The following is a 25,967-nucleotide window of genomic DNA, read 5'->3' as shown; positions in this document are numbered from 1 at the left end:
AATACCTTGTTGAGTTTACCTCTATTTAGTTAGGGGTTATCGTATAATTGAGTTCTGTTTTTTCCGCGCTCTTTGGCTTCATATACCGCATTATCGGCTTGGGCAAATAAATCAGTAAACGTCGTTTTCGCAGTACTCAAACTTGCCCCAATACTGGCGGTTACTGGGCGATTACCTACTTTAATTTCAGCAATTAATAAATGCAGCCTTTGGCAAAATGACAAAGTATCTGCTTTATTTGTATCTGGCAGCATAATTAAAAACTCTTCACCGCCGTAACGAGAAATAAGGTCGGTTTGTCGACCAAAATGTTTAAGACGTTGCCCCAACTCTTTTAAAACTCGATCCCCTTCTAAATGCCCAAAGGTATCATTAACGACTTTAAAATTATCAATATCGATAATTAATAATGCAACCGACTGCTTTAATCGCATAGCCTGTTCGAGTAACAGCACGCTGCGGCAATTCATCTCTCTTCTATTTAATAAGTTGGTTAACTCATCGGTAGACGCTAAAGATTGTAAGCGTTCAGTTTGCGCTTCTAACTTTTCCCGTGTTTTAATCAGCTCGTCGTAAAGCTTATCTCGCTGAGTCGCGTTAAAAAAGCTCCAGTATATATAGCTCTTTTCATCAAGCTGAGCATTAACGGTAACCGCAATCCGCTCCCCTTGAGCACTGAGCATAATTAACTGCATTTCTTGGCATTGCTTTTCATGCAGTAAGGTAGGAAACACATAACTTTGTAAAAATATTTTTGATGATTTAGTTATAATTTTATCAACCGACTTGCCAATAAGCTCATTAGTATTCCACTGTAATTCCTTTTGAAAATAAGTATTTGCATAAACAATAATGTTATCTGCATTTGTCACTAATGCACCATTTAAAAAGTGATCTGCGGAATAATCAGCAAGTTTTTCATCTACTTTATTAAGTGACATGTGGCTAACTCACAAAATCAAAAATTAAACGGCTGACTGTTTCTGGGTGCGTCATATGTATACAGTGGCCATGCGCACTAATAACCTTAAGTGTTGCATTTGAAATTTCATTCGCTACAAACTCCCCCACAGAAGGTGCGGCTAAAGCATCATTTTCACTTTGTAAAATTAAAGTAGGCTGTTTTATATGTTCAAGTATAAAACGGTAGTCGGATAAAAACGTGGCTTCTGCAAAAGTTTTTGCAATAAGGGGATCGGTTGAGCAAAAACTTCCCGATAGTTCCGCTATAAATTCATCTGGATGAGAGCTCCCCATAACCAAAGGCGCTAAGTAATAGGCCCAGCCAATGTAATTTTTATCCATTAGGTTAAGTAGTTCGTGCAAATCTTGTTTTTCAAACCCACCAAAATAATCAGGGGGTAAATTTAAAAAGCACGGTGAGGGGCACACCATAACCAGCTGAGTAAATAACTCTGGTTGCTCAATGGCAGCAAGTGCGCCAATGGTGCCACTAACCGAGTGGCCTATAAATGTAATATCGGTAAGTTCAAGTGCGGCACATATTTCTAGTACGTCTTTAGCATACCCATCAAGGGTTGAGTAGCGCTGTTTATTATATTTAGCCACATCAGAGTTACCTGAGCCTACATAATCAAACAGCACTAAAGTAAAATGTTGTTCAAGGGCAGGAATAATAAATCGCCACATATTTTGGTCACAGCCAAAGCCGTGAGCCAACACCAAGGTTTTATCACCCTTGCCAATTATTTTGACGTTGTTTCTTTTGCGTATTTCATTTAAGTGCGGCATTAGAATGATCCTTTTCTTTGTTCACCTAATAAAAGTAGTGCATTTATTAAACATAGTGAGGGCTACTGTTTATACAAATAAGTGTAACTCATTGCTTTATATATCAATTAGTTATATGAAAGATAATCAAGAGAAAAACTACATACTATTGTATTGAAAAAGTGTGATTTTATATTTTACTTAGGCATAAAAACACACCTTTGTTAACATTAAATTACATCCTTGGCAGCCAGCATCATCTTAAATAAAATGGCTATTACAAGCAAACGGATTAGTTTTGGTGCTCATACTGCCCACGATAAACTTCAAATACTTTTAATACGGTGTGTTGTTCTTTTGAAAGTGAATCAAACCAATCGTCAAATAACTCATCATCTTCTTGTTCGCTTAATGCTAAATAATGAGCAAGTAATTCAATGATGTCGTTATGAGTACATGCGAGTGAGTCAACTTGTTTTGCCAATATACTATGATCGCGCTCTCTAAGAGTATCCATAACTCCTTGGTCGATTTGGTCTTGTTGTGCCTGAGCGTCACTCATAAAACTACCTCTATTAACGTTATTAAATTTTTATTATTTTTTTTGCTGAGACTAGTTATAGCAGCCTAAATACTAATAGCTAGTACTTTTGATCTAAGTGCTTATTTTTTGACTAGATTGTGCAAATACGCAGCAAATACGGTGCATTGAAGACTATTTAACCAAAGTTCAAGCTATTTAATATGATTTGCAAAGGGAAAATAAATACGTTAAATTGAATGATATACTATCACATAACATTTAAGGCATTTTATGAAGCCCAATATTCACCCTGATTACCATGTGGTTGCTTTTCATGATACTGCAGCTGATTCTTACTTTATTATTGGTTCAACCATTAAAACAAATCGCACTATCGAAATAGACGGTAATACATATCCCTATGTGCCTATTGATGTTTCATCTGACTCACACCCATTTTATACCGGAAAACAAAAAACACTTGCTACTGATGGCCGCGTTGCGCAATTTAATCGTCGCTTTAAAAACCTCTCTACAGCTAAAAAGGAAAGCAAATGAAAGTATTAAGTTCATTAAAAAGTGCAAAACAACGACCAGGTTGTCAAATTGTAAAGCGCAAAGGGCGAGTATTCGTGATATGTAAAAACAACCCTAGATTTAAAGCCGTGCAGGGTATGAAGAAAAAATAGTGGGATAAATAATAATGCCGAGTTTATACTCGGCATTATTGTTAAAGGGTATTTACTTTACTTCAACAGAAAACTCAGGCACTGCCTGAATAACCTTTTTCACGGTACATGTATTTACAGCAGCAATAAGTGCTTTTTTATATTTATCGGGGAAACCTTCAGGCAACCCAATTTCAATAGAAAAACGTTTTTTACCGTTTTCATCTACATTTTCGTTATTTTGTGTCAGCGTCATGCCGTCGGTTGAGATCTCTCTTTGCTGACAAAATTTACGCGCATAAAAACCAGCGCACAAAACCATGCTAACCAAAAAGTAGTCAAACGGCTCTGGGTGCTCTGCCCCACCACCAGCGTTTATGCTTTGATCGCTTATCACCTCATGCTCACCAAACTTAGCACTCAACTTTTGACCGTCTAACATTGAAACTGAAATTTCCATTGCTAATCCTTATTTTCCAAACAGTAATTCAAAAAAGCCTGGAGGCTCATGTAATTTATGATATTTTTTGCGTAAATTATCGATAGCTTTAAGTGGTTTTTTTGCAGCTTCGAGTCCCTGCTCATTCGCTACTTTTTTGGCTAACTGGGCTTGAACAAGTACTTTATCGAGCCCTTGCACCGACTTCTCAGCTTCTTTATAAAATTTGGCTTTCTTACCTTGCTCTATCAATCCAATAAATTCATCGATAGCACCATTAAATTCTTTAAGTTGGGTTGCTTCAACACTTTGTTTATAAGCCAGCCCTATATTTTTCATGGTCTTTTCTAAATCACTTACGTCATTAGCGGCAACTGTTTGACTAAAGAGTAATACTATTAACAATAAAACTGCTTTCATTCATAAATCCTAAAAAAATTAATTGCTGCATACATGGTAAACTTACTAGGGTATTATATAGCATAACGCTTAGATGTCACCACGGAGCTAGTTAGCAAGATAAAAATCGAGCTTTATAAAATATATAGAGAAACATATGCCTTTGTTTAAATTACACCGCCTGATAACTTTTTCCTGCCTGCTATTCAGTAGTTACAGTATTAATGCCTTAGAGATCATATTCATCAATCCTGGCTTTTCAAATTCAACTGAAGCTAATAGCAATAAAACCGGTGATTTTTGGTTTCATGTTTCTAAAATTATGCAAAATGCTGCCACAGATTTAGATGTGACATTAACTATAAAATACGCCAATCGAAATCATATTTTAATGAAAGAGCTGATCCAGCAGGCCATTAACGATAAGCCTGATTACCTGTTATTGGTAAACGAAAAAAATGTCACCAGCCAATACCTATCTAAAATAAACAGTAACAATGTTCCCATTTATTTTTTATTAAATCGCCCTCCCCCTGCGTCTCTCGAGCAATTGCAAAAAAATGGCGTCAATGTGGTCGGCAGTATTACCCCAAATAATCGCGTTGCAGGTAAATCATTGATGCAGCAGCTTTATAAAAAGTTTACCTATAAAACAACAACTAGCGCACATATATTGGCGTTATTAGGCGACTATGCAACGCCTGCTTCTATTATGCGCACTCAAGGGTTAATGGATTTTTTAACGCAAACACCGCAAGTCACCTTAACCGCTAAAGAGGTTGCCAATTGGTCTGAACAAGAAGGGTTTACAAAAACCTTGGCGTATGTGCAGCAAGCCCCTGAAATTAACATTATTTGGTGTGCGAATGACGCGATTGCGTTTGGCGCAAAAAGGGCATTAAAACAGCTAAACATACAATCACAGGTTATTGTGGGCGGTATTAACTGGGAGGTTCCACCTAATACTGGTTCAGAGCTTGATGTATCTATAGGAGGTCATGTTTTATTAGGGGCTCATGCAATTATAAACTTATTTGATAACCATACTGATTTAAAGCGTTGGCCACTTTTTCACAGCACTAATGATATTTTTCAGCCACTCAACGATACAAATAAGCCTTTATATAATGCAATTAATGCGAATAACCTAGCCGAAATAGACTTTTCGCAGTTTAGTAAAACCCGCCCAGACAAAGTTGAATTTACTATAGAAAACTTACTACTCGCGCTTGAGTAATGTAACTGTAAAGCCCCTTTACAGTTACATTGATTACTTTAAACGTCGTTATTTATGCTCTATTAGATAACCAGAGTGTTTGATACGGTGCTAATTGCATAGTTTTAAGCTCTTCATCCAGCACTGTTATAGAAATAAGCTCAACCCATTGCTGAGTATTTATTAAGTTTAAATCGGCTAAGGTTAAGCTTTGTGGCTGACTGCTAATATTATAAACACAAAAAATACTTTGCTGACGGTCAATGCTTTGTCGCCAAAATCCAAATAACCCCTCTCCTAAGTGCAAAGTAAATTGTGTGGCATTAGGATGGAATGCTGCTTGCCTTTTACGCACTGCTAATAACTGTTTTATTCCCTTAAATACCTGGTGGTGATGGCTGTATTTTTCTTCAATTGCCGCTAACAATTTTGATTCTTGACAGCGATGACGATTAATTGCGCGATTGTGCTGCGAATTTTCAAAACGCTCATAGTCATTAGTTGTACCAAGTAAACTATGTATATATAGCCCTGGTATGCCTTCCATTGCAAACATAATGGCATGGGCACACAAAAAACGCTCAAGGCCATATTTATCTGCGCCGTTATGCGTACCTTGTAAGGCATCAAACAAAGCAATATTTAGCTCATAGGGGGTATGCGTGCCATCGTGACTGGTGCGCATTGAAACACGCCCCCCAAATTGCATGGTCGTACTGACTAACGAAGCAACTTCACTCGGTTGTAATAACCCTTCAATTGGCCTCAAACCAATGCCATCATGAGAGGCTATAAAATTAAAATATGCGGTACCATTTTGTGCTGGCGGCATGCTCATCATCCAGTGCTTAAGCGCCGTACTATCACCGCTAAGTAAGGTATGCAATAACAACGGAGGCAAAGCAAAGTTATAAATTGCATGGGCTTCGTTGGCATTACCAAAGTACGATAGGTTTTCTTGATTAGGAATATTGGTTTCGGTAATAATCACCACACTGGGCTCAGCATGCTCAATCAGCGTTCGCAGTAAACGCACCACTTCATGCGTTTGCGGTAAGTTTATACAACTGGTATTGAGTTGTTTCCATAAAAATGCCACGGCATCAAGGCGAAACAAGCGAATACCGTTATCTAAATAGTGGCGAATAATGCCGACAAACTCTTTTAACACCTCGGGATTTTCAAAATCAAAATCCACTTGATCATGACTAAATGTGCACCATACATGTTTTTCACCACTAGTTGTTGTTACCGTATTTAATAGTGGCGACGTACGAGGACGAACAACTTGGCTTAAATCGTCAGTTAAACTGGCTGTTTTAAAGTAATCTTTTCCGGGGTGTGTGTCAGTTAAAAAGTTTTCAAACCAAATACTTCGACTAGAGCAATGATTAATTACTAAGTCAGCCATTAACTTTACATCGTTGGCAATCGCATTTATGTCTTGCCAGTCGCCCAGCGCTTCATTAACGTGTGCATAGTTCATTACCGCAAACCCTTCATCTGAGCTATACGGATAAAAGGGTAAAATGTGCAGTGCATTAAGCTGATGATCGCACTGCTCTTTTATAAAGCGATGCAAGGTTTTTAACGGGGCTTCTAAGGGAGTCCCAACGGCTAACTCACTGTCTTCATGGTTTATTATCGAATCGCCATAGGCTATTAGCACAACATCTTGTTCATCCCAGCGGTTAGTGTGTGGCGTGGGATCGCGAAGTGGGTTATCACCTAGAATTAAGGTGATCAATTCTTCAGTCAATTCGCTTATTGCTATCGGTAATTCAACATCTTGATAAATAGCATATAAATGTTGTTCAACTCGTTGAAAAAACTGTTCTTTAACTATACTCACAGGCGCCTCGTTTAATGATGTTAACTGTATTGCTCGTTATCTAGCTCAACGGCTTCTTTTAAACGCTCAAGTACGTCTGGCATTGCCGAGGCCACACGGTTCCAACTCGGCACAAATGGCGCTTCCATTGGGTTTTCTAAAAAGTGTTGGCCAGCATTCATAATATTTTGCGCAAACATTTCTACCGCTTTTTCTTCTTGGTGAATATCAAGTGTTAAACCGTTCATTAACGCATCATTATGATAGGTTTCAATAAAATCTAAACCAATGCGGTAATAAGTCGCTTTTAATGAGCGAATGGTCTCGCTGGTAAAGGTAACCCCCTGGGTCGCTAGCTTTCTAAATAACGCTTTGGTTATATCAATCGACATTTTAGAAAGGCCAGCGGTTTGGTCGTCGAGCGATAACGCCTGATGTTTATGATCGTAGTTATCGGCAATATCAACTTGGCATAATCGGTTATGAGAATAATTACGATACATTTCACTTAATACGCCAATTTCTAACCCCCAGTCACTAGGAATACGAATATCGTTTAATACATCACGCCTAAACGAAAATTCACCGGCTAATGGGTAGCGAAACGAGTCCATGTACTCAAGGTAGTCTCTGCTGCCTAAAATGGTTTTAAACGAGCGCAATAACGGAGTAACCAGTAAACGCGATACTCGACCATTTATTTTTCCATTGGCGGTGCGCGGGTAAAAGCCTTTACAAAATTCATAGTTAAATCGAGGATGTGCAACAGGGTAAATTAATCGCGCTAATAAGCCTCGGTCATAAGTTAAAATATCGCAATCATGTAGTGCTATTGACTCAACCTCAGCGGTGGCTAATTTATACCCCATGCAATACCACACATTACGCCCTTTACCAAGCTCGCGTGGCGCCACACCTAAGGCTTGGAGCTCTTTATCGAGCGCCTGCAAACGGGGGCCATCGTTCCACAACACTTTATGATTTTGATCGAGCGATTTAAAAAAGTTAAGTGCATAACGATATTGGCTTTCGTCGGCTCTGTCTAAGCCTATGGTAATTTGTGATAAATAAGGTACTTTTTGCAGCTCTTTAACAATATTTTGTAGCGCGGGGCCTTCTAACTCACTAAATAATGAGGGCAAAATAAGCCCCATGGGTCGCTGCTTACTAAAACTCAGCAACTCTTTTTCTAAATCGTCTACGGGTCTGTTGGCAATATTATGTAACGTTGTAATGATGCCATTTTGATAAAAATCAGCCATGTAAACTATGCTCCTCAGAACTAGGGTCTGTTGACCTTTGCGGATTAAAATTTGTTCAAACTAGGGGCGGTTTAATCGCGGCGCGAGGTTTGTAACCTAGTGGGCTAAGTAAAAACCGAGCAAAGCTTCCGCGTCCTGCTCACGCCCCTTACCTACATCCATGTAGGCAACAAAGAGTAAATCGCCCCTAGGCAGAACCCTTTGGGCAGCGCCTGTTTGGCATTGATGCTGCGTTATCACCTATTTATGGGGAATAAACACCACATAGGCTCTGCCTTGCCTAAATACCAAACAGACTGCTGTAAATTTAACCTTGAAAGGTCAACAGACCCTAAATAAAATGCTGTTAATACAAGGTAATGCAGTGATTTCTTCTACCCAGCCTAACGGCGCTGGCAACTGAGAATAACGCGCTTTGTTATGGGTTAATTTAACCGGCTTTTTGCTCTCTGGATTGGCAATAATAATGGCAATATCTGCCTCTTCGAGCATTTGCTTATCGTTATCACTATCCCCTAGCGCAATAATGCTTAGCGGCTTAGTAAACTGCGCAGTAAACTGTTTCACTAGCCATTGTTGCGCCATGCTTTTATCGGTATTTTTACCAATGTGAATAAAGCGCCCGCCTACTTTAACGTCGTAGCCGTACACTGTTATTGCGTTTATAAATTCGTTGAGTTTGTGCTCTTCGCCATGCCAGCAGAGCGGATCTGAATATTGACGATTCTGTGCTTGCGCCGCCTGTATCGCGTTTAACCCAGTGATGTGCATTACCTGCTCACACGATAACTCACTGAATAAACTATATTGATCGCCGTAGTCTTTTTTTAAGTGTGTTAAATCAGCCCATAAATTGCTAATGGGTGCCGCAAATGAATAACACCAATAGCCTTGGTATTCGCTGCAGCCAATGGGTCTGAGACTAAAATAATTTTTAGGAATATAAACAGCCGAGCCATTTTCAACAATAAAAGGCTGTTTAATATTGAGCGCTTGTTGCAGTGCCACTACTTCACTAAATGTTTTACTGGTATTAAATACCACGGGTACACCACTGTATTGCAGCTCTTGTAGTAAGGTATCTACCGCATCGGTGTTGTAATCTCTGTGATTTAATAACGTACCATCTAAATCGGTAAAAATAATGGGCTGACCAATATTGTCGCTAGTTAGCTGCATTGCGACTACATCACGATTACTATCAAGCTCTATAAGTGCATTTGCTTTAGCACTGAGGGTATTGAGGTTTTCACGAGTGATGCGTTCAAAATGAGCAATAAACCACAATAACTGCTCATCGGTCATAGTGCCTGCGCCCTGCCCTTGTTTAGCAATTAACTTGTGCTCTTGCTCTTGTCGCCAGGCAAACACATCATCAAAACTTGGGGCTTTGAGCATTATTGTGTAGTCGATTTTATCAAAAACGGTTTTATATTCATTGGCTAAACAGCTGTTAATACAGCGACGCCACAACCCTTGTTGATCGTATGATTTTTCTAGCTCATTAATAGGCTCAACTAAAGTAAAAGGCTGCTGTGGTTCACTGGCTACACACCACCCTTCTAAAATAACAATATCGACCGGCTGACTATTGGTTAACCATTTATTTTTTGCTACAGGTTCATCTTGTTGCTTGTCAAAACGTGGCAGCGGTACATTTACTTCTGCATTTAATAAACGGCTAATGGTGTTATCCATCAACGCAACATCATGTGTACCCGGTACACCTCTAGTGGCGAATAAACAATGCACATCTTGGGCTAACTGCTGACGTTTTTGGGTTGATAAATAAAAGTCATCAATAGAGAGTGCGACACAATTTAGGTGGGTGTTTTGCTCAAACCAAGTCACTAAATAGTCACCAAGCGTGGTTTTTCCTGAGCCTTGGCAGCCGTTGATGGCAACAAATAAAGGCGCATTTTTTTTGCTGGTTAAAATATCCTGAGCAATCACAGAAAAATACTGCTCACTAATATATTGATATTTCAACGGCAATTGATGTTTTACTAAAAAAGCATTTATATCCACACTATTGGCCTCCAATATAACAACCCCTAATTCAACTATAGGGTATGAATAAGGAAATGCAGTTACTAGACCAATATTATTTATTGTTACTTTTTAGTAGGTTAAAAAAAAAGCGCATTTAAAATGCGCTTTTTTGGTGCAATATTTTTAACCACAGTGCAAATTTAATTCTCGTTGCTCTGTGCTTTTGGGAATACTAAATTTAATACTATACCTAAAACAGCGCATAAGCTCACACCTTCAAGGCTGAACTGGCTGCTACCAATGTGCATACCACCAATACCGCAAATTAAAATAAGCGCCACAATACTTAAATTGCGAGGCTCACTTAAGTCATCGCCCGATTTAACTAAGGTATTTAAGCCAATAACGGCAATAGAGCCAAATAATAAAATCATTATGCCGCCCATTACAGGGACCGGAATGGTTTGCAAGCCCGCGCCCATTTTAGCCACAAACGCCAAACAAATTGCAATAATGGCAGTCCACATCATCACTTTAGGGTTAAAGTTTTTAGTTAGCATTACCGCACCGGTTACCTCTGAGTAAGTGGTGTTAGGTGGGCCGCCAAATAATGACGCAGCAGACGTGGCTAACCCATCACCAAATAAAGTGCGATGTAGCCCTGGCTTTTTCAAATAGTCTTTTTTTGTAACTTGGCTAATTGCCATCATGTCGCCAATGTGTTCAATAGCAGGCGCAATTGCCACCGGCACCATAAACAAAATGGCTTGCCATTTAAACTCTGGCAGTACAAAGTTAGGCACTGCCAACCACTGTGCATTACTGACTGTTTCAAACTGCACTACACCCATAAATAACGATAGCGTGTAACCGGCAACAACACCGGCTAAAATAGGTATTAGTTTAAATACCCCTTTGCCCCACACGGCAAACACTAAAGTGACTAGTAATGAGAACATAGAGATAATAATGGCACTATCGTAGGCAATAATTTGTGTACCACCATCGCCACTTTTACCCATGGCCATATTAACCGCAGCTGGCGCGAGTGCGAGGCCAATCACCATAATGACTGGGCCGACCACAATTGGCGGCAAAATTTTATGTAAGGTTTTTGTGCCTTTAAACTTCACCAATAAACTCAACAGCATATAAGTAAAGCCCGCTGCCATTAAGCCGCCCATAGTGGCGGGTATGCCCCACATTTGCACTGAGGCAATAATGGGTGCAATAAACGCAAATGACGAGGCTAAAAAGATAGGCACTTGGCCTTTAGTGACAAATTGAAACAACAAAGTACCTAAACCTGCGGTAAACAAGGCAACACTCGGATCGAGGCCGGTTAAAATAGGCACTAATACCAGCGCACCAAACGCTACAAATAGCATTTGGGCACCCGTTAAAATGGTTTTTATTGAAAACGTAGAATTATTTTGCACTGCTAAACCCTAGTAAACCGTACCGAAAATTTTATCACCTGCATCCCCTAATCCCGGGATAATGTAGCCTTTTTCATTGAGGTGGCTATCAACTGAGGCAGTAAAAATCTCTACATCTGGGTGAGCGGCTAATGTTTTTTCAACGCCTTCAGGCGCAGCAACCAGTACAATAACTTTAATTTCTTTACAGCCTGCTTTTTTAAGCATATCGATAGTGGCGATCATAGAGCCACCAGTAGCCAGCATAGGGTCAATCACTAAGCTCAAACGCTCATCAATATTACCCACTAGCTTTTCAAAATAAGGCACTGGCTCAAGTGTTTCTTCGTTACGCTCTAAACCCACTACACTCACTTTAGCCGCTGGGAGTAATTGCATTACGCCGTCCATCATGCCAAGGCCTGCGCGTAAAATTGGCACAACGGTAATTTTTTTACCCTTAATGTGCTCAACTTTAAGTTTATTACCGTCCCAACCTGTAATTTCGTTATCTTCTAATTCTAGGTTTTTAGTGGCTTCGTAAGTTAATAAGGTGCCCACTTCTGAACACAACTCGCGAAAACTTTTCGTGCTAATTCCATGCGCGCGCATTAAACCTAACTTATGTTGAACAAGGGGGTGAGAAATAACGTGAATAGCCATAGTAATAAACCTAGTGATAAAAAATTTGACGTATTTTATATTAAAACAGGCCGTTTGACTGTTAATTTTAGCCTTGATTTCATAGTTCGTGCCAAAATATTTAATTTAGCCATAACTGTTCAACTTTTTGTGTTTATGAGTTGTTACTGGCTAACCAATTATTTACTTGGGCTTGCATGTAGCCGTTAATTTTTTTGTGCTCGGGGCTCCACCCAAGTAAAAACCGATAAAAGTCTGCCCACGCCACCGGCCATAAATGAGCCCATTGTGTAATAACGTCATCCGCATTCACTGCTGGTTGGTAGTGACTGAGTGCGTTTTTAAACTGGCTAAAATAATAGTTGAGGTAAGTTTGTGCGTATTTGTGAAGCTCAGAATCATCCATACAACTGGTCATAAAGTACATAACATCTACCACCCCAACACCCGCACCCACATATTGAAAGTCGTAACCGCGTATATGCCCTTGGCTATTAGCGGCAAAATTAGCAAGCTTGGCATCACCATGAATTAACGTTTGGTAGTCACATTGCTTTAACGCATTATTTAATTGATTAGCAGCCTGTTTAATATCGGACTTTTCAGGTAAGTTATTAAATTCATCAGGGCGTGTATCCAAATGCCAATAACTTCCTTGCGGCCATAAACCATCAAATTTTGTATTTAAATGAAAGGCATGAAAATGTGCCAACCACATTAAAATCGCTTTTATATTCTCGGTAGATGCTTGGATATAACCCTGCTTTGAAAAATCTTTAAACACCAAGGCAAACTCATCGCCTTTGTTGATTGCTTTAATGCATTCAATAGCTGCCGCTTGCTTGGGCAGTTTATGACTAAATTGCTGATAAAATGTATATTCAACGTGGTAAGAGCCACGTTTCCTGTTAAGCGCAAACGCACTTTGTTTAATTTTAGAATGATTAATGTGATCGGGTACTTTAATCGCTTTAATCACACAGGCTTGCTCATCAAGTTGGCACTTCACAATTTGACCACAGCCACTCCAAAGTGAAGTTAGGGTTTCGCCAATGGCTATACGCTCAAAATGCGGGATAAGTAACGGAAGATAAAAAGACATAGCCATATTAGGTTGCTAAATTTTAGTTAGTTTAACATTAGACGGTGTTTTTAATAAAAGGTCTTAATAAAAAAAGCCCTGCGCGCACAACATGAAATACAGTGTTAATATCGCGTATCAGCCAACTGACTTGACGCTTTCATGCAATTGCCATGACACACAATGCTCATTACTTATACTTCTTAAGGCATAGTTTGAAGCCATTGAAAGTAAGAAATTTAAGGTGGGTTTCTGCATAACTTGTACATGGTCCCCTTGGAAACTTAACGCCCGCGTAATAAGCGCGAGCTAGCGAGCGTCCTGATTGACGCGTTTGTTAGCTTGTGTTGCACGCATAAAATCAAGATCACTAGTGATAACTCCAATACCCGATGCGACAACGTCATCGTAGGGTTGAGTGATCGATTCATGTCGAGACCAAAGATAAACATCCGAACCATAGCTCTGTAATCTTGATGCAAGGCGTTCAGGATAGCCCCAAAAATACTTTGTCATCGAGGGAGGTATAAAAAGAATGGTGTTCCTACAGGACTTAGGAACTAATCCCGCCCATCCAACTAAAAGATAATCTATTCCGCAACTCTTTACACTACCAACACTTGCTAACCGTAAAGATGAATCCTTGTTTCGAAACCACTCTTTACCTTTTGAAGAGGTAATTACAATATGGCTAGATTTTTTGCCAGATAGATACTCATATAGAGTTTCGAATGAACGTATGTCGTTATCCTTTAGGTTTAACCAAAACTCATGCTTTGGATACCGTTCGTAAAACGCCTCTAACTTGGAAATCCTAAAACCTTTTCCTCTAAATGGGAAAGTCGCACCATCATCAAACGTATATCCATATCCTGCATCAATACTTTTCAACTGCTCAAACGATGTTTTATGTACCGGCCCATACCCGTTTGTAGCACAATCTAACGTCCAGTCATGAAAAACAACCAGTTGATCATCACGAGTTCTGTGAACATTTAGATGAATTACGTTCGCTCCGGCTGCAACGGAAGAAGCCACGGCTTCTAGTGTGTTTTCAACAGAATTGATGTTTGATGGTTTTATTGAAAGGGCGGTACAGCCAGTTTTATTTAGTTTTTCATAATTAACTGCGCTTCCGCCTCCTCGATAGGCCACGATCTCGCCATGTCGCTGTAGGTCAGGAACGAACACATAAGCGTTAACAACTCCTAGAGTAATTATGCAAGACAGTGCGATCAAAAACGTCTTAACTATTTTTATAAACATTTATTACCAGAATCCTTGATAGATGGTCGATGAAAGCTAACGCCAAGCTCAGCGCGCGCCTAAAAATATCATACGATGACACCCATTTTAATGACCTATTGAACCTGTGTCACAAAATTCACTATTAAGCTCTGCATTTAGTTTCTTGCAACTTTAAAAGGCTGGTTTCAGCTTTAAAAAATATCATACGATGACACCCATTTTAATGACCTATTGAACCTGTGTCACAAAATTCACTATTAAGCTCTGCATTTAGTTTCTTGCAACTTTAAAAGGCTGGTTTCAGCTTTAAAAAATATCATACGATGACACCCATTTTAATGACCTATTGAACCTGTGTCACAAAATTCACTATTAAGCTCTGCATTTAGTTTCTTGCAACTTTAAAAGGCTGGTTTCAGCTTTAAATAAGTAAATATCGTTGTAAAACTTAAATGACAGACATGGAAATACCTGCTCTATACAGTAAGTTTACGTATTTGATTGATTAAGCTTTATGCGAGTAATTTTTCGCAGTTACTCATGTTTGCTCGCCGCTTTCTCCCTAAATTTTCACAATAGCTTTCATGTGAAGAAGGTCTACCGACTGCACCATGAAACACACGCGTAAATTGTGTCGTCAATTTCAGCCAGTTCTCAGGGCTAATATTGACTCGCTCTAGTAAAGGAAGGTATATATTGTCAATGTGTCCCTGCTTGTCTTCTCTTATAACACGGCCTGTTAATTCAACGAGTTCAAGGTAGGATTTAAGTTCAAAAGGTAGGCCTTTTGGCATGATTTGGCGTGGTAATCCTGCAAAACGTAATAAACTTTTAGGCTGCTTGCCTGTTGCTGCACTTTCTAATCGCTTTTTCACGCTGGTATGATTTGATTCTTCGGGGATGCTGGCTACCTTTGCTCTAATTGGATTTAAATCTACATACGCCATGCAAGCAGCTAGTGCGGCTTCATCTAGCAGGGCCTGTGATTTAAAGCGCCCTTCCCAGAATCGACCAGTGCAGTTGTCTTCTTTATTCGCTTTGCGCGCAATATCTTCATTTAACAAGCGCATAAACCAACTGATGCTAGATAGCCGCTCTCGGTATTGTTTTACTGTTTGATTGAAAAAGATAAGCTCTGCTTTAGTGAGTTTTTCACCTTGCAGGTATTTTTGCGTTAATAACGTGCCTTTACACACTTTATGCCAACGAATAATAATGGCTTTGTCATTTAGCCTATTGGCCTTTTTATCATCTACATATAATACTAAATGAGTGTGATTACTCATCACAGCATAAGCACACACATCTATGCAAAATACTTTTGCTAAGGCAAGTAGCCTATCTTCTACCCAGCCTCTGCGGTGCTCATAAGACTGACCTGTAAAATGGTCTTCTCCGCATAAAAAGGCTCGGCGTACACAACGTGAAATACAGTGATAATATCGCGTATCAGCCAAACTAACCTGACGCTTTCTTGCAATTGCCATAGAACACCCAGCCTATTTATTCATACTGCCTAAAGCATAGTTTGAAACCATTGAAAGTACAAAATTAAAGATGGGTGTCTGTTTTATTTCTCTGGCATGCCTTAGAACTGAACCTGAATATCTTTTTCTTGGCCATTGCGAATTACTTGTAAAATAGAGTGATCTTGGGAGGCGGGAATGCTGCCCATTAACTGCAAGGCGTGTTTCGCATTCTTGACGGCAGCACCATCAACTGCAATAAGGACATCACCAGCAAGAACATTTGAGTAGAAAGCAGGACTATCTTCGATAACTACATTTATTAGCACGCCGGTATTTCGTTCGTACTGAGTTCTTTGTGCTGGAGTTAGATCGTTGAACAGCACCCCGAACTTATATTTTTGGTTTGATTTAACGAAATACACTGCGTTTTGATCATAGCGGCGTTGATGAGACGTTATTGGAACAGCTTTGGTTCCATAAGTTGTAGATGTGGCGCTGTATGTGCCTGTTGTGGTGCTATTGCCCAGGTAGCCACTATTAGCACTGTTGTATGAGGTATTTCCGTAAACTGAACCTGAATGATATGTGGTTTTATTATCGGGTAAGAGCAATGTTGAAGTTGTAGTTTGAGTGTTTGTGTACTGAGAGCTTACAAGCACAATAGTTGCACCAACACTCTTGGCCTGTGCTGCTGCATTTTTTGTATCTTCGTAACCACCATTGAAAGAGGAGTAGCCTACAGGTATATATTTTTTGGAGCGGAGAATAAGAATATCTCGGTCAAAATTATCAGTGCCGAAAACCTGTGGTTCTTGACCTTGTGAAATAAGCTCCACATCAGGCAGTGTTTTAGCATCTACGTATGGATTATAGAATTGCTTGTATCCACTTTGAGCACACCCAGCCAAAGTAATAGCGGCTACCAATAATACTAAGATTCTCATCGTTTTCTCCTTGTGTACTTAAGCCTTACTAATGAGCGCATAAATGCTTGGCTAAAATTAGCGACGAAGGAGCGCAAGCCAAGCGTTTTGCGTCCTTTTGAGTAACTTGTTAGAGCACTAGTACTTGCTACGTTTAGTTTCAAAGCCACCACCAGATTTTGCAAAATTAAGTGCATCTAATTTATTGAAAGAGCGATCAAACAATTTGGGCTTACAAAGAGTGCAAATATGTACGACCCCTTTATTACTCTCATTGTAGCGCCAAAGTAAATCTCTATAAACTTTACAAGAATCACAAGACATTCTTTCGTTAACACGAACGCCTCGTTTACTAATAAGAAGCAATGGCACTGGTTGAGGATGCTTTACTTTACGATGTTTTTTTAATTGGTTTCTGCCAAATTTTTCTCCACATATTTTACATGGGAAAAGTTTTTTAGGCTTCACTGTATCCATAGTGCTCTAACGCCACGCTCTGCGGAAATATAGGAGCCTTAGCGAATAAATTTTCCGTAGTAGCGCCTTGTTAGTTTCACAGCCCAAACACCACTTCAAACTTCTCTCCATTGTTTAACCTTTCCAATCCTGAGTACAAACTTTTAGTATGCATTGGTTCAACAGCTATTCTTGATGCTTGGTAGTATTTCACACTTGTATTTGGAAAGTCGCTTAGAAAAAAAATAGATTTAACTTTTGCTAGTTCTTCCTCTGTTATCTCTATATTTTCAAGTAAAAAAGGTCTGCGATAGTCAACTTTAATACCTGTTCCTTCAATAAACCAGGCTGGTAATTGCGTAAGCTCTACAAGAAGGTCAGTTCTGTACCTTACCTCTGCATGAACAAATTCATGCGCTATCACGTCTGTGTTGAGCCCCTTAGGGCCTAGAAATATGCATTCTCTAAAGAACCCTGATGCTTGCATGCCCGTTGGATTAAAGCCAAAACTGGAGTACTGGTCCCCAGTTGTAGCAATAATTCTTGGTGAAGATATAGGGTTACCATACACATTTGAAACTCTTTCGATTGCATCATTTATTGCTTCTATCAAGTTCGATTGTTGTGCTTCGTCAAGGCTGTCATCAACATAGAGATTTGTTGAAATCTGAGAAAAATGCGTCTGCCCGATCATTTCGCATGCTATCGCATCCTTTTTAAAGAAGATAAAAGACGCAAAAAGAAGCAATATAAAAACAGGTACAAGAATTTTAAATATTCGCACAAACTTTCCTTGTGAAACTAACGCCACCTTAAGCGGCAAAAAATTGTTTGCTAAAATGTTGAACGAAGTGAAAACAGCAAACTATTTTTTGTCCGTTTGAAGGTCTTGTTATATGCCGTATTATGCTAAGATATCAACCTTCCCATTTAACTGTTTACCGTCAAGATCTTTAAATTTACTTAAAACACCTGATAAAAAGTCAGTATTCTCACCAATGCTTTTTTTAAAATCTATAGATTTTTCAACTTGCCCAATTAAGTCTACTTTGATTTTACCTATTTTTTCGGGATCATTATTATATTGTTCAAGTACATTTAATGGTATAAATGGCACTACATCAAGTAAAGCACTTTCCCCTGATTTAATTAATGTATTAATTTCATCAATTGATATGTTTCTCATATCAATCTTTGTAGGTTGTGAATTATTTTGGTTTATGTTTTTTTCTACAGCAATAGATTCAGTCGGCATTTTATTGCCGCTAGCTGCTGTCGTAATGGAATAGTTTTGCCCTACATTTAAAATATTCATATTAATTCCTCATGTATTAATAGATATTTGATATTAATGCAAAAGGTGCACCATGTTAGATATTATACTAATGCCTATTTTAGGCATATAACATTTTAGTATTTATGCGACACGCTGTTTGTGTTGCATAATCGCTTGTTGGACTGAGCCGCTACCTGCTCGGTGTGTCAGAGTTGGTGTTGTTTATGCTATGGGAATTTGCTTTTTGGAGGCTCTCACTTTCCTAGCTGATTTAATCAGCTTAGCTAGTGTTATGTAAGCTTTCCCTGCATTGCTCAGCGCTTATTATGTATTCATTACACCTAAATTTGCCTTAATAAGCAATTATATTTTTTACACGTACAGAGGCCGCTAGCCTGAGCAGTTAAGCAGGTTAACTAATTGATTTTAAGCAGCTACCTAGCTGCTAACTCGTTCGCTCTACTTTGGTCCTTGTTTCATATAACTGGAATACGCCAATTAACCGCAAGATACCTGCCTTACAATGCTGGCAAGGCCAATGCGGTATCAGTGTTACGTTTTCTGTCTTTAGCTTCTCCACTTTACCTCTGTGTGATTCTTGTGACCTTATTAATGCTAACTTTCGCTTGCGACACGCATTAGCTAAAAAGCCATAGTGGCGAATGCGCATAAACCCTTTAGGCAATACATGTTGAAAGTAGCGCCGTAAAAATTCATTACAACTCAGAGTCATGACTTTATCGCGGTTGTTATCTGCATAATCGCGGTATTTAAAGCTCACTGTTTCTTCAGTCGCTGACACTAATCGCGATTCTGACATCACGCCTTTTCGGGTATAACGAGCAAGGTAACTAACTAGCTTTTCACTGTACGTTAAACAGGCTTTGCTATACACGCACCATTTGGTTGGGGTGTTTATCTTCGCGAATGAACTATCGCATTCATTAAGCGCCGCCAGCATTTTCCCTCTGAACACTGTTGATAATGCTTTAACGGGGTATAAATAGCCTTTTTCTATTTCATGCCAGTGTGCTTTATCAAGCGCACCTGCGGGTATCAAACAATGCAAGTGGATATGCTGACCTAAGTTTTGCCCCCACGTATGCAGTACACTTGTCATGCCTAACTGACCATGCCTCTTTCGTTTCGCAAATTTACTCAGCGTTTGCCATGTGGCTTTGAATAAACACTGATACAACGCGTTTGGGTTGTAGTGCGCAATGATATTCAACTCATGCGGGAGTGTAAAAACAAGGTGGAAATACCTACATGGTAATAAATCCTCCTGCTGTTTTTGCACCCATTTAGCCGTAGCCATGCCTTGGCAACGCGGACAATGACGGTCTCGACAGCTACATCCAATCTTTTGCGACTCACCACAGTTATCACATTGCCATGCTTGATAACCGAGCTGACCCGTTCTGCATGATTGAAGGTGCTGACACACGCGCAGTTGTTGATAACTCACCGTATGATGTTGGCGATAACTCTCAAGGCTTGAGTTTAAAATATCAGCGAGGTGTAAGGCGTTCATTGTTTACTCCAGCTCGCAAGCAAATCAATGCCGCCATGACCTAACTCTGGTAACCAATGTAAGTAACTTTGTGTGGTTTTAATATCACTGTGCCCAAGCTGATGTTGCAGTTGATGAAGTGGCATACCTGATTCAAGTTGGTGTGTTGCATAAGCATGGCGTAAAGTATGTGGATTACAGTGCTTTAAGCCACACGCTTGTGCATGTTTTCTCAATGGCTTCCTGAAGGTTGATGCTGACATAGGTTTATCCATTAATAACCGTGAATAGAACATCCAACCTGTTGGGTGATACATTTTCCAATAACAACGTAATTGAGCCAGCACGCTATCTGATACAACCACATAGCGTGATTTATCCCCTTTACCTTGTTCAATTAAAATAGTTTTACGCTGTCCATCGATATCTTGCACTTTAATGCGTAGCAGTTCATTAATACGTAAGCCACACCCATAGCACACCATAATCAATGTTTTTAAGCGCATATCATCCGTGCAGCTCTCTATCAGCCGTCGCATGTCATCGCGCGATAAATACGTGGGTGCGCGAAGTTTTACTTTTGGCAGTACAATATCTAAGTTCAATGGCCGATGTAAAATATTCTTAAACAAGAACCAAATACTGTTTATCTGTATTTTTTGGCTTGCTCTAGAAAGTTTACGAATCGCAGGATCGTTAAAAAAGGCGTTAAGTTCCTCATCAGTAATCGAATCGAGCGGTTTATTAAAATAATGACTGAGTTTTAGTAAATGTTCACAGTAGCTTTTACATGTACTTTGCGAATAACCACGATAGGCTATTTCAGTTTTGACTTGTTCAATGAGTGTATTCATGACTTACCTCCAAGTTATGGGATAACCCCAAGGTAAGTGTGGCTCAAATGATAAGAATAGGATCTCCGCGTAGCGGCTTAGTTCAACAATTTTATAGTGCGCTCATCGCGCATATTTCTGCCAACGATACGCTCATGTATTTTATAAATCATTTTTACCAAATAACTTAACACATTGCTATATATAATTTTTTATTAGCACTCAAACTCTCAATAAAAGAGAAAATGCGCTCGCAGCTCATTTTCTTGAATATGTGAGCATCACAACTATACTGTATATAAAAACAGCACTATTATTGGTAATAGTATGAAAACACGTTCCCCATTTTTAAATTACATAGCTGAATATATGCTAGTTCGTCAGTATTCATTACGTACCGTAGATACCTACCTGAGGTGGATTGCATCTTATATTCATTTTCATAATAAGCGCCACCCCGCCTCAATGGGAGACAATGAAGTCGAACGCTATCTAGAACACTTAGTTTTAAAGCAAAATGTTGCACCACGAACGCAAGCCACAGCACTTAATTCATTGTCATTTTTATACAAGCACATAATAAAAAGTGAACTATCGTTAAACTTAAATTTTGCCCGCAGTAAAAAACAAGCAAAACTGCCTGTCGTAATGACGCCAGAAGAAGTTAAGCTGCTTATGACTCATTTAAATAAGCGCTATTATCTTATTGCAGGCCTTATGTATGGTAGCGGTTTAAGAGTAATGGAAGCGGTGCAGTTAAGGGTGAAAGATATTGATTTTGATTATAAATGCATTCAAGTATGGAATGGAAAAGGTAATAAACACCGTATTGTAACGCTAGCCACAGAGCTAATTCCTATGCTGAGAAATCAAATTTTGAACGTTGATGACTATTTAAAACTTGATTTAAATAATACGGAATATTCTGGCGTATGAATGCCATATGCTTTAACAAAAAATATCCAAGTGCCGTAAAACCGCTTGCTTGGCAGTATTTGTTTCCTTCTCATATATTAAGTTCAGATCCTCAACGTGGTGAAATAAGACGACATCATTTTCATCACTCTTGTATTAGAAAAGAGGTTAAAAAAGCCGTCCAAAAATCAGGATTAACAAAAATAATAACACCTCATACATTAAGACACTCTTTTGCTACTCATCTACTGCAAAATGGCGCCGATATAAGAACTGTTCAAGCTCAGCTTGGCCATTCTGATGTTAAAACCACACAAATATATACCCATGTACTGCAACAAGGTGCCAACGGGGTTGTTAGCCCTTTTTCAAGATTATAAGCATCTCTTTTTAATTCTCTACGCATACATATTCGCTTTAAGACCAATACCGCTATCTATTTCTACTTTGAAAACCCATAAAAAAGCCCCGCTTGTTTTTACACAAGCGGAGCTCCACACTAATTTTGTATCAATAAAAGCGCCTAAACTGCAGGCGCTTTGCATTATTGAATTTTATTGGTTAACCACGCTTTTAAGTGGATTAACTGGCTGTGCGTTGTCGTCTAGAATGTTCATATCGAAGTCGAACTCATCAACACGAATCGCTTTTTCACGTTTTTTGTTGTAATCACTTAACTGAACAAACTCAGCGTCGTTAATTACTTTTGCAGCAAGTGCATTTTCAAGCGTGATTGAAAAGCGCGTACCCGGCTTAAAGGTTTTAGCACGTAGCGCTTTTTTCACTTTTGCTAATAACTCAAGTGATGCCATTTTAGCTTTGTAAGCTTGCTCGTTGATGTGATGACCATCACCTTTAATTGGCTTAACTAAATGGGTAATTTGCGCTTTAAATGCTGTGTCAAGCTGAGCTTGTTTCGCTAATTCACGAATTAAATCATCGCTAATTTTTGGCATTTTAGTTGAGTAGTTCATGGTAATGAAACGAATGAACTTACGTGTACCACTTGCAGGGAAGTTATCTAAGAACTTGTGCAATGCCTCCTCAGCACTTTGTAATGCAAAACGTGTTGCGTAATGGAAGTAAGGAGCCGCTTGCTCACGCTCGCTGCTTGCTACTTTTTGCTCGTAATACTTAATAGATGCCATAGCTGCATACAAGAAGCTCATTACATCGCCTAAACGTGCTGAAAGCATCTCTGCTTGCTTTAGTTTACCGCCAAGTACTAGTAACGAGAAGTCAGCATACACAGCTAATTTAGCTGATAGTTTATGCACTGCTTTTTCGTAGTCACGTACTTCTGGTAATGCCGAGTTTGCACCAGCAGTAAACGGTAATACACCTAAACGGAATGCACGTAAGCTATTTGCTGTACTGTAGCCAATTGTTTTACGTAAAATACCATTAAATTCTGCATCTGCGTTTTTGTCATCGCTGTGGATAGACTCAACCATAGATTGTAAGTATGGGTGACAACGCATAACACCTTGGCCAAATATCATAAGGTTACGAGTCAGAATGTTCGCGCCCTCTACCGTAATGGCAATAGGCTGCGCCACGTAACCACTCGCTAATGTATTTTGTGGACCGTTTTGAATCGCTTTACCTGCTTGAATATCCATTGCTGAATCAAGTACATCACGACCAAGCTCTGTCATATGGTATTTAGCGATTGCAGTCACTACCGATGGTTTTAAGCCCATGCCTAAACCTTCAGTTGTCAGTACTCGCATTGCTTCTTGTAGGTATGTTTTACCTGCAATGTCAGCTAGCTTTTCTTGAATACCTTCGAATTGACCAATTGATAAACCAAACTGTTCACGCACGGCTGCGTACTCAGAAGCTGATTTAAATGCAACTTGTGCTGTACTTACACCCAATGCTGGTAATGAAATACCACGCCCTGCGCCTAAACAGCTAACCAGCATTTGCCAACCGCGACCGATGTTCTTCTGGCCACCGATAATAAAGTCCATTGGTACAAATACTTTGTTACCACGTGTAGTACCGTTGTAAAAACGGATACCCATAGGATCATGACGGTTACCAAGTTCTACACCAGGGTGCTCTTTTGGAATAAGTGCACAGGTAATACCTAGGTTTTCTTTGCCACCTAGTAGACCATCTGGGTCAACTACTTTAAACGCTAAACCAAGTACAGTAGCAATTGGCGCGAGTGTAATATAGCGTTTGTCCCACGTGATTTCTAAGCCAAGTACTTCTTCGCCTTTGTACATACCTTTAGTTACGGTACCTACATCTGGAATACCGCCTGCATCAGAGCCTGCTTCTGGGCTGGTTAATGCAAAACATGGAATGTCTGTACCATTTGCAAGGCGTGGTAGGTAGTGTGCTTGTTGCTCCTCTGTACCAAAGTGAAGAAGTAACTCACCCGGGCCCAACGAGTTTGGTACCATTACGGTTACCGCAACCGCTGAGCTTTTAGTAGCAATTGTACCTACAATTGTTGAGTTAGCGTATGGGCTGAACTCTAAACCGCCAAACGATTTAGGGATGATCAGCGAGAAGAAACGCTCTTTTTTCAAAAACTCTAAAATATCGTTTGGTAAATGAATACCATTTTGAATGACTGAATCGTCAATCATGCCAAGTAATTCTTGTACTGGGCCATCTAGGAACGCTTGCTCGTCTGCGGTTAATTTAGCCGCAGGTACGTCGCGTAACGCGCTGAAATCTGGTTTACCTTGATAGATAGACCCTTCTAGCCATACATCACCAGCGTCTAACGCTTCTTGCTCAGTAACTGAAATGCTTGGTAGTACTTTTTTTAATTTTGTACGTAAACTCATAACGAACTCATCCGACCAGATAAATAATACCTACATTACGTCATAAAAATCGCTTTAGATCAATTACTCTATTCAATTAATTAACAGTTTTTGCAATTTATTTTCTTTACCTGAACGTAAACTGTTGAAATAAAAAGGCTTGCACCTGTACGCTGAATTGTTATTTTTTTTGTTAAAAATTTAATAATTCTGGTTGTTGGCGCCGCAAATACGGATTTGGTAATAAAGTAGAAACAAAAAAACGCAGCCTAAAACTAGGCTGCGTTTTTTAATACGAGAATTTGGGTGAAATTAGCTTATTTTAACCACTTGTTTACCTGTAAAACCACCTGCTAACTGATTGTTTAATGCGCTAGAAACAGCCTTTGCGTTAAAATCAACAGCTAATACTTCTGGAGGAATTATCTCGCCATTTGCTACCTTTTCAAGCAACAAATTGCCCATAAAACTCATCCGCTGCTGCGCACATAAGCTGTTAGCTAGCCACGCACCTCCTAAGGAGACAATACTAATATTAGGCGCACGCCGATACATTAGCTGCTGTTCAAAGTTAGGAAGTGGATTTAAACAAGCAATACGACCACAAAAACGCATTAGTTCGATATTTTGAATGGTCGATTCCCCCCCCATAATATCAATAACAGCGTCAAACCCTTGTGGACCTAACTCTCGACGAATTTTGTCACATAAGGCTTTATCGTTGTAATCAAAGACCACATCGGCGCCGAGTTGCTTAACTAACTTATGATTGCGCTTAGAGGCGGTGGTAAATACATCTGCACCGCGCTGCTTGGCAAACTGAATAGCAAATTGCCCTACAGCGCCAGCGCCACCTTCAACAAAGAGCGTATCGCCCTCAGTTACTGATAGTTTATCTAAGCTAATCAATGCCGCCATTCCGGCGCAGGGTAAAGTTGCAGCTTTGTCACTGGCTAATTGCTGAGGAACGATAGACACCGCATAATTAGGCACTTTTGCGTATTCGCTCAGTACCCCTTGCTCACCTACGCTGGCGTGCCACATAACACGCTCCCCTACCCCCGGAAAAATACCTTTACCCGCTTTAACCACTGTTCCCACTGCATCCAAGCCTAAAACATGCGGGTATTGCCACGTACAAAAGCCAGACTTGGCAAATTGTGCATCCACCGGGTTTAAACCAACGTACTCTACTTTTACTAATAACTCATTCCCTGTGCACTGAGGCACAGGTAACTGAGTATCCGATAAGTTAATATCCTCATTGGGCTCGTTTAACACAATAGAGCGCATTAATGTAGGAATAGTATTTGGGTTTGTATCTGCAGTATTAGGCATCAAAA

At 39.6% G+C, this 25,967-nt stretch carries 24 protein-coding genes and 1 pseudogene; 4 read left to right on the top strand and 21 right to left on the bottom strand.

The window, feature by feature from the left end; genetic code table 11:
• Positions 1-29: 29 nt before the first annotated feature.
• The 3 genes from BG00_RS16280 to BG00_RS16270 all read right to left on the bottom strand — a co-directional run bounded on the left by BG00_RS16280 (position 30) and on the right by BG00_RS16270 (position 2,293).
• On the bottom strand, positions 30-941 hold the full coding sequence (locus BG00_RS16280) for a sensor domain-containing diguanylate cyclase (protein WP_036983939.1): 912 nt from the start codon (positions 939-941) through the stop codon (positions 30-32).
• Between the two features lie 4 nt (positions 942-945).
• Entirely contained in the window at positions 946-1,752 is an 807-nt protein-coding gene (locus tag BG00_RS16275; RefSeq protein WP_036983937.1) for an alpha/beta fold hydrolase, read from the bottom strand.
• A gap of 271 nt (positions 1,753-2,023) precedes the next feature.
• A complete protein-coding gene (locus BG00_RS16270) occupies positions 2,024-2,293 on the bottom strand; it encodes a hypothetical protein (RefSeq protein ID WP_036983936.1) in 270 nt (89 codons plus the stop codon).
• Between the two features lie 252 nt (positions 2,294-2,545).
• Here BG00_RS16270 and BG00_RS16265 point away from each other — a divergent pair, with 252 nt between their 5' ends.
• Positions 2,546-2,812, top strand: coding sequence for a type B 50S ribosomal protein L31 (locus BG00_RS16265; protein ID WP_028834757.1), 267 nt, complete (start codon positions 2,546-2,548; stop codon positions 2,810-2,812).
• Entirely contained in the window at positions 2,809-2,943 is a 135-nt protein-coding gene (ykgO, locus tag BG00_RS16260) for a type B 50S ribosomal protein L36 (RefSeq protein ID WP_002958669.1), read from the top strand. Before BG00_RS16265 ends, ykgO begins: the two co-directional genes overlap by 4 nt.
• 52 nt (positions 2,944-2,995) lie before the next feature.
• On the opposite strand, the gene BG00_RS16255 is transcribed toward ykgO, so the two are convergent.
• Positions 2,996-3,382: an OsmC family protein gene (locus tag BG00_RS16255; protein ID WP_016899710.1), complete on the bottom strand. Its 387-nt coding sequence runs from the start codon at positions 3,380-3,382 to the stop codon at positions 2,996-2,998.
• A 9-nt stretch (positions 3,383-3,391) separates the two neighbouring features.
• The gene (locus BG00_RS16250; RefSeq protein WP_036983935.1) at positions 3,392-3,781 is read right to left on the bottom strand and encodes a cytochrome b562; all 390 of its coding nucleotides are present in this window, start codon (positions 3,779-3,781) and stop codon (positions 3,392-3,394) included.
• A 136-nt stretch (positions 3,782-3,917) separates the two neighbouring features.
• Between BG00_RS16250 and BG00_RS16245 the strand changes: the two genes are divergently transcribed.
• Positions 3,918-4,997, top strand: a complete 1,080-nt coding sequence (locus tag BG00_RS16245; RefSeq protein ID WP_036983934.1) for an ABC transporter substrate-binding protein — start codon at positions 3,918-3,920, stop codon at positions 4,995-4,997.
• A 52-nt stretch (positions 4,998-5,049) separates the two neighbouring features.
• On the opposite strand, the gene BG00_RS16240 is transcribed toward BG00_RS16245, so the two are convergent.
• The 14 genes from BG00_RS16240 to BG00_RS16175 form a co-directional block, all read right to left on the bottom strand.
• A complete protein-coding gene (locus BG00_RS16240; RefSeq protein WP_036983933.1) occupies positions 5,050-6,828 on the bottom strand; it encodes an alpha-amylase family glycosyl hydrolase in 1,779 nt (592 codons plus the stop codon).
• 20 nt (positions 6,829-6,848) lie between these two features.
• The gene (locus tag BG00_RS16235) at positions 6,849-8,069 is read right to left on the bottom strand and encodes a glycosyltransferase family protein (protein WP_036983932.1); all 1,221 of its coding nucleotides are present in this window, start codon (positions 8,067-8,069) and stop codon (positions 6,849-6,851) included.
• A gap of 321 nt (positions 8,070-8,390) precedes the next feature.
• Complete coding sequence (locus BG00_RS16230; RefSeq protein WP_036983931.1) at positions 8,391-10,115, bottom strand: HAD-IIB family hydrolase; 1,725 nt, start codon at positions 10,113-10,115, stop codon at positions 8,391-8,393.
• A 146-nt stretch (positions 10,116-10,261) separates the two neighbouring features.
• Positions 10,262-11,500 (bottom strand): uracil-xanthine permease family protein, encoded by a 1,239-nt coding sequence (locus BG00_RS16225; protein WP_028834749.1) that lies wholly within the window; start codon positions 11,498-11,500, stop codon positions 10,262-10,264.
• Between the two features lie 9 nt (positions 11,501-11,509).
• Entirely contained in the window at positions 11,510-12,142 is a 633-nt protein-coding gene (gene upp / locus BG00_RS16220) for a uracil phosphoribosyltransferase (protein WP_008115315.1), read from the bottom strand.
• A gap of 133 nt (positions 12,143-12,275) precedes the next feature.
• On the bottom strand, positions 12,276-13,223 hold the full coding sequence (locus BG00_RS16215) for a phosphotransferase (RefSeq protein ID WP_036984068.1): 948 nt from the start codon (positions 13,221-13,223) through the stop codon (positions 12,276-12,278).
• Between the two features lie 288 nt (positions 13,224-13,511).
• A complete protein-coding gene (locus BG00_RS16210) occupies positions 13,512-14,468 on the bottom strand; it encodes a glycerophosphodiester phosphodiesterase family protein (protein ID WP_036983930.1) in 957 nt (318 codons plus the stop codon).
• Between the two features lie 494 nt (positions 14,469-14,962).
• Positions 14,963-15,937 (bottom strand): hypothetical protein, encoded by a 975-nt coding sequence (locus BG00_RS16205; protein WP_036983929.1) that lies wholly within the window; start codon positions 15,935-15,937, stop codon positions 14,963-14,965.
• A 101-nt stretch (positions 15,938-16,038) separates the two neighbouring features.
• Positions 16,039-16,863 (bottom strand): PDZ domain-containing protein, encoded by an 825-nt coding sequence (locus BG00_RS16200; protein ID WP_036983928.1) that lies wholly within the window; start codon positions 16,861-16,863, stop codon positions 16,039-16,041.
• A gap of 117 nt (positions 16,864-16,980) precedes the next feature.
• On the bottom strand, positions 16,981-17,319 hold the full coding sequence (locus BG00_RS16195; RefSeq protein WP_036983926.1) for a hypothetical protein: 339 nt from the start codon (positions 17,317-17,319) through the stop codon (positions 16,981-16,983).
• A 76-nt stretch (positions 17,320-17,395) separates the two neighbouring features.
• Entirely contained in the window at positions 17,396-18,082 is a 687-nt protein-coding gene (locus tag BG00_RS16190) for a hypothetical protein (protein WP_036983925.1), read from the bottom strand.
• Between the two features lie 120 nt (positions 18,083-18,202).
• A complete protein-coding gene (locus tag BG00_RS16185) occupies positions 18,203-18,613 on the bottom strand; it encodes a hypothetical protein (RefSeq protein ID WP_007991288.1) in 411 nt (136 codons plus the stop codon).
• Between the two features lie 406 nt (positions 18,614-19,019).
• Positions 19,020-20,108, bottom strand: coding sequence for an IS91 family transposase (locus tag BG00_RS16180; RefSeq protein WP_036983809.1), 1,089 nt, complete (start codon positions 20,106-20,108; stop codon positions 19,020-19,022).
• The gene (locus BG00_RS16175) at positions 20,105-20,941 is read right to left on the bottom strand and encodes a tyrosine-type recombinase/integrase (protein WP_036983808.1); all 837 of its coding nucleotides are present in this window, start codon (positions 20,939-20,941) and stop codon (positions 20,105-20,107) included. Before BG00_RS16175 ends, BG00_RS16180 begins: the two co-directional genes overlap by 4 nt.
• Positions 20,942-21,247: 306 nt before the next feature.
• Here BG00_RS16175 and BG00_RS16170 point away from each other — a divergent pair.
• A pseudogene (locus BG00_RS16170) lies at positions 21,248-22,215 on the top strand (integron integrase).
• A gap of 174 nt (positions 22,216-22,389) precedes the next feature.
• On the opposite strand, the gene BG00_RS16165 reads toward BG00_RS16170, so the two are convergent.
• Entirely contained in the window at positions 22,390-24,645 is a 2,256-nt protein-coding gene (locus tag BG00_RS16165) for an acyl-CoA dehydrogenase (RefSeq protein ID WP_036983924.1), read from the bottom strand.
• 291 nt (positions 24,646-24,936) lie between these two features.
• The gene (locus BG00_RS16160; RefSeq protein WP_036983922.1) at positions 24,937-25,962 is read right to left on the bottom strand and encodes a zinc-binding dehydrogenase; all 1,026 of its coding nucleotides are present in this window, start codon (positions 25,960-25,962) and stop codon (positions 24,937-24,939) included.
• Positions 25,963-25,967: the final 5 nt, after the last annotated feature.

The organism is Pseudoalteromonas sp. SCSIO_11900, from assembly GCF_000576475.1.
GTDB lineage: Bacteria > Pseudomonadota > Gammaproteobacteria > Enterobacterales > Alteromonadaceae > Pseudoalteromonas > Pseudoalteromonas tetraodonis.
The sequence above is the reverse complement of the archived record's forward strand: the minus strand, read 5'-3'. Positions and strand labels throughout refer to the sequence as shown.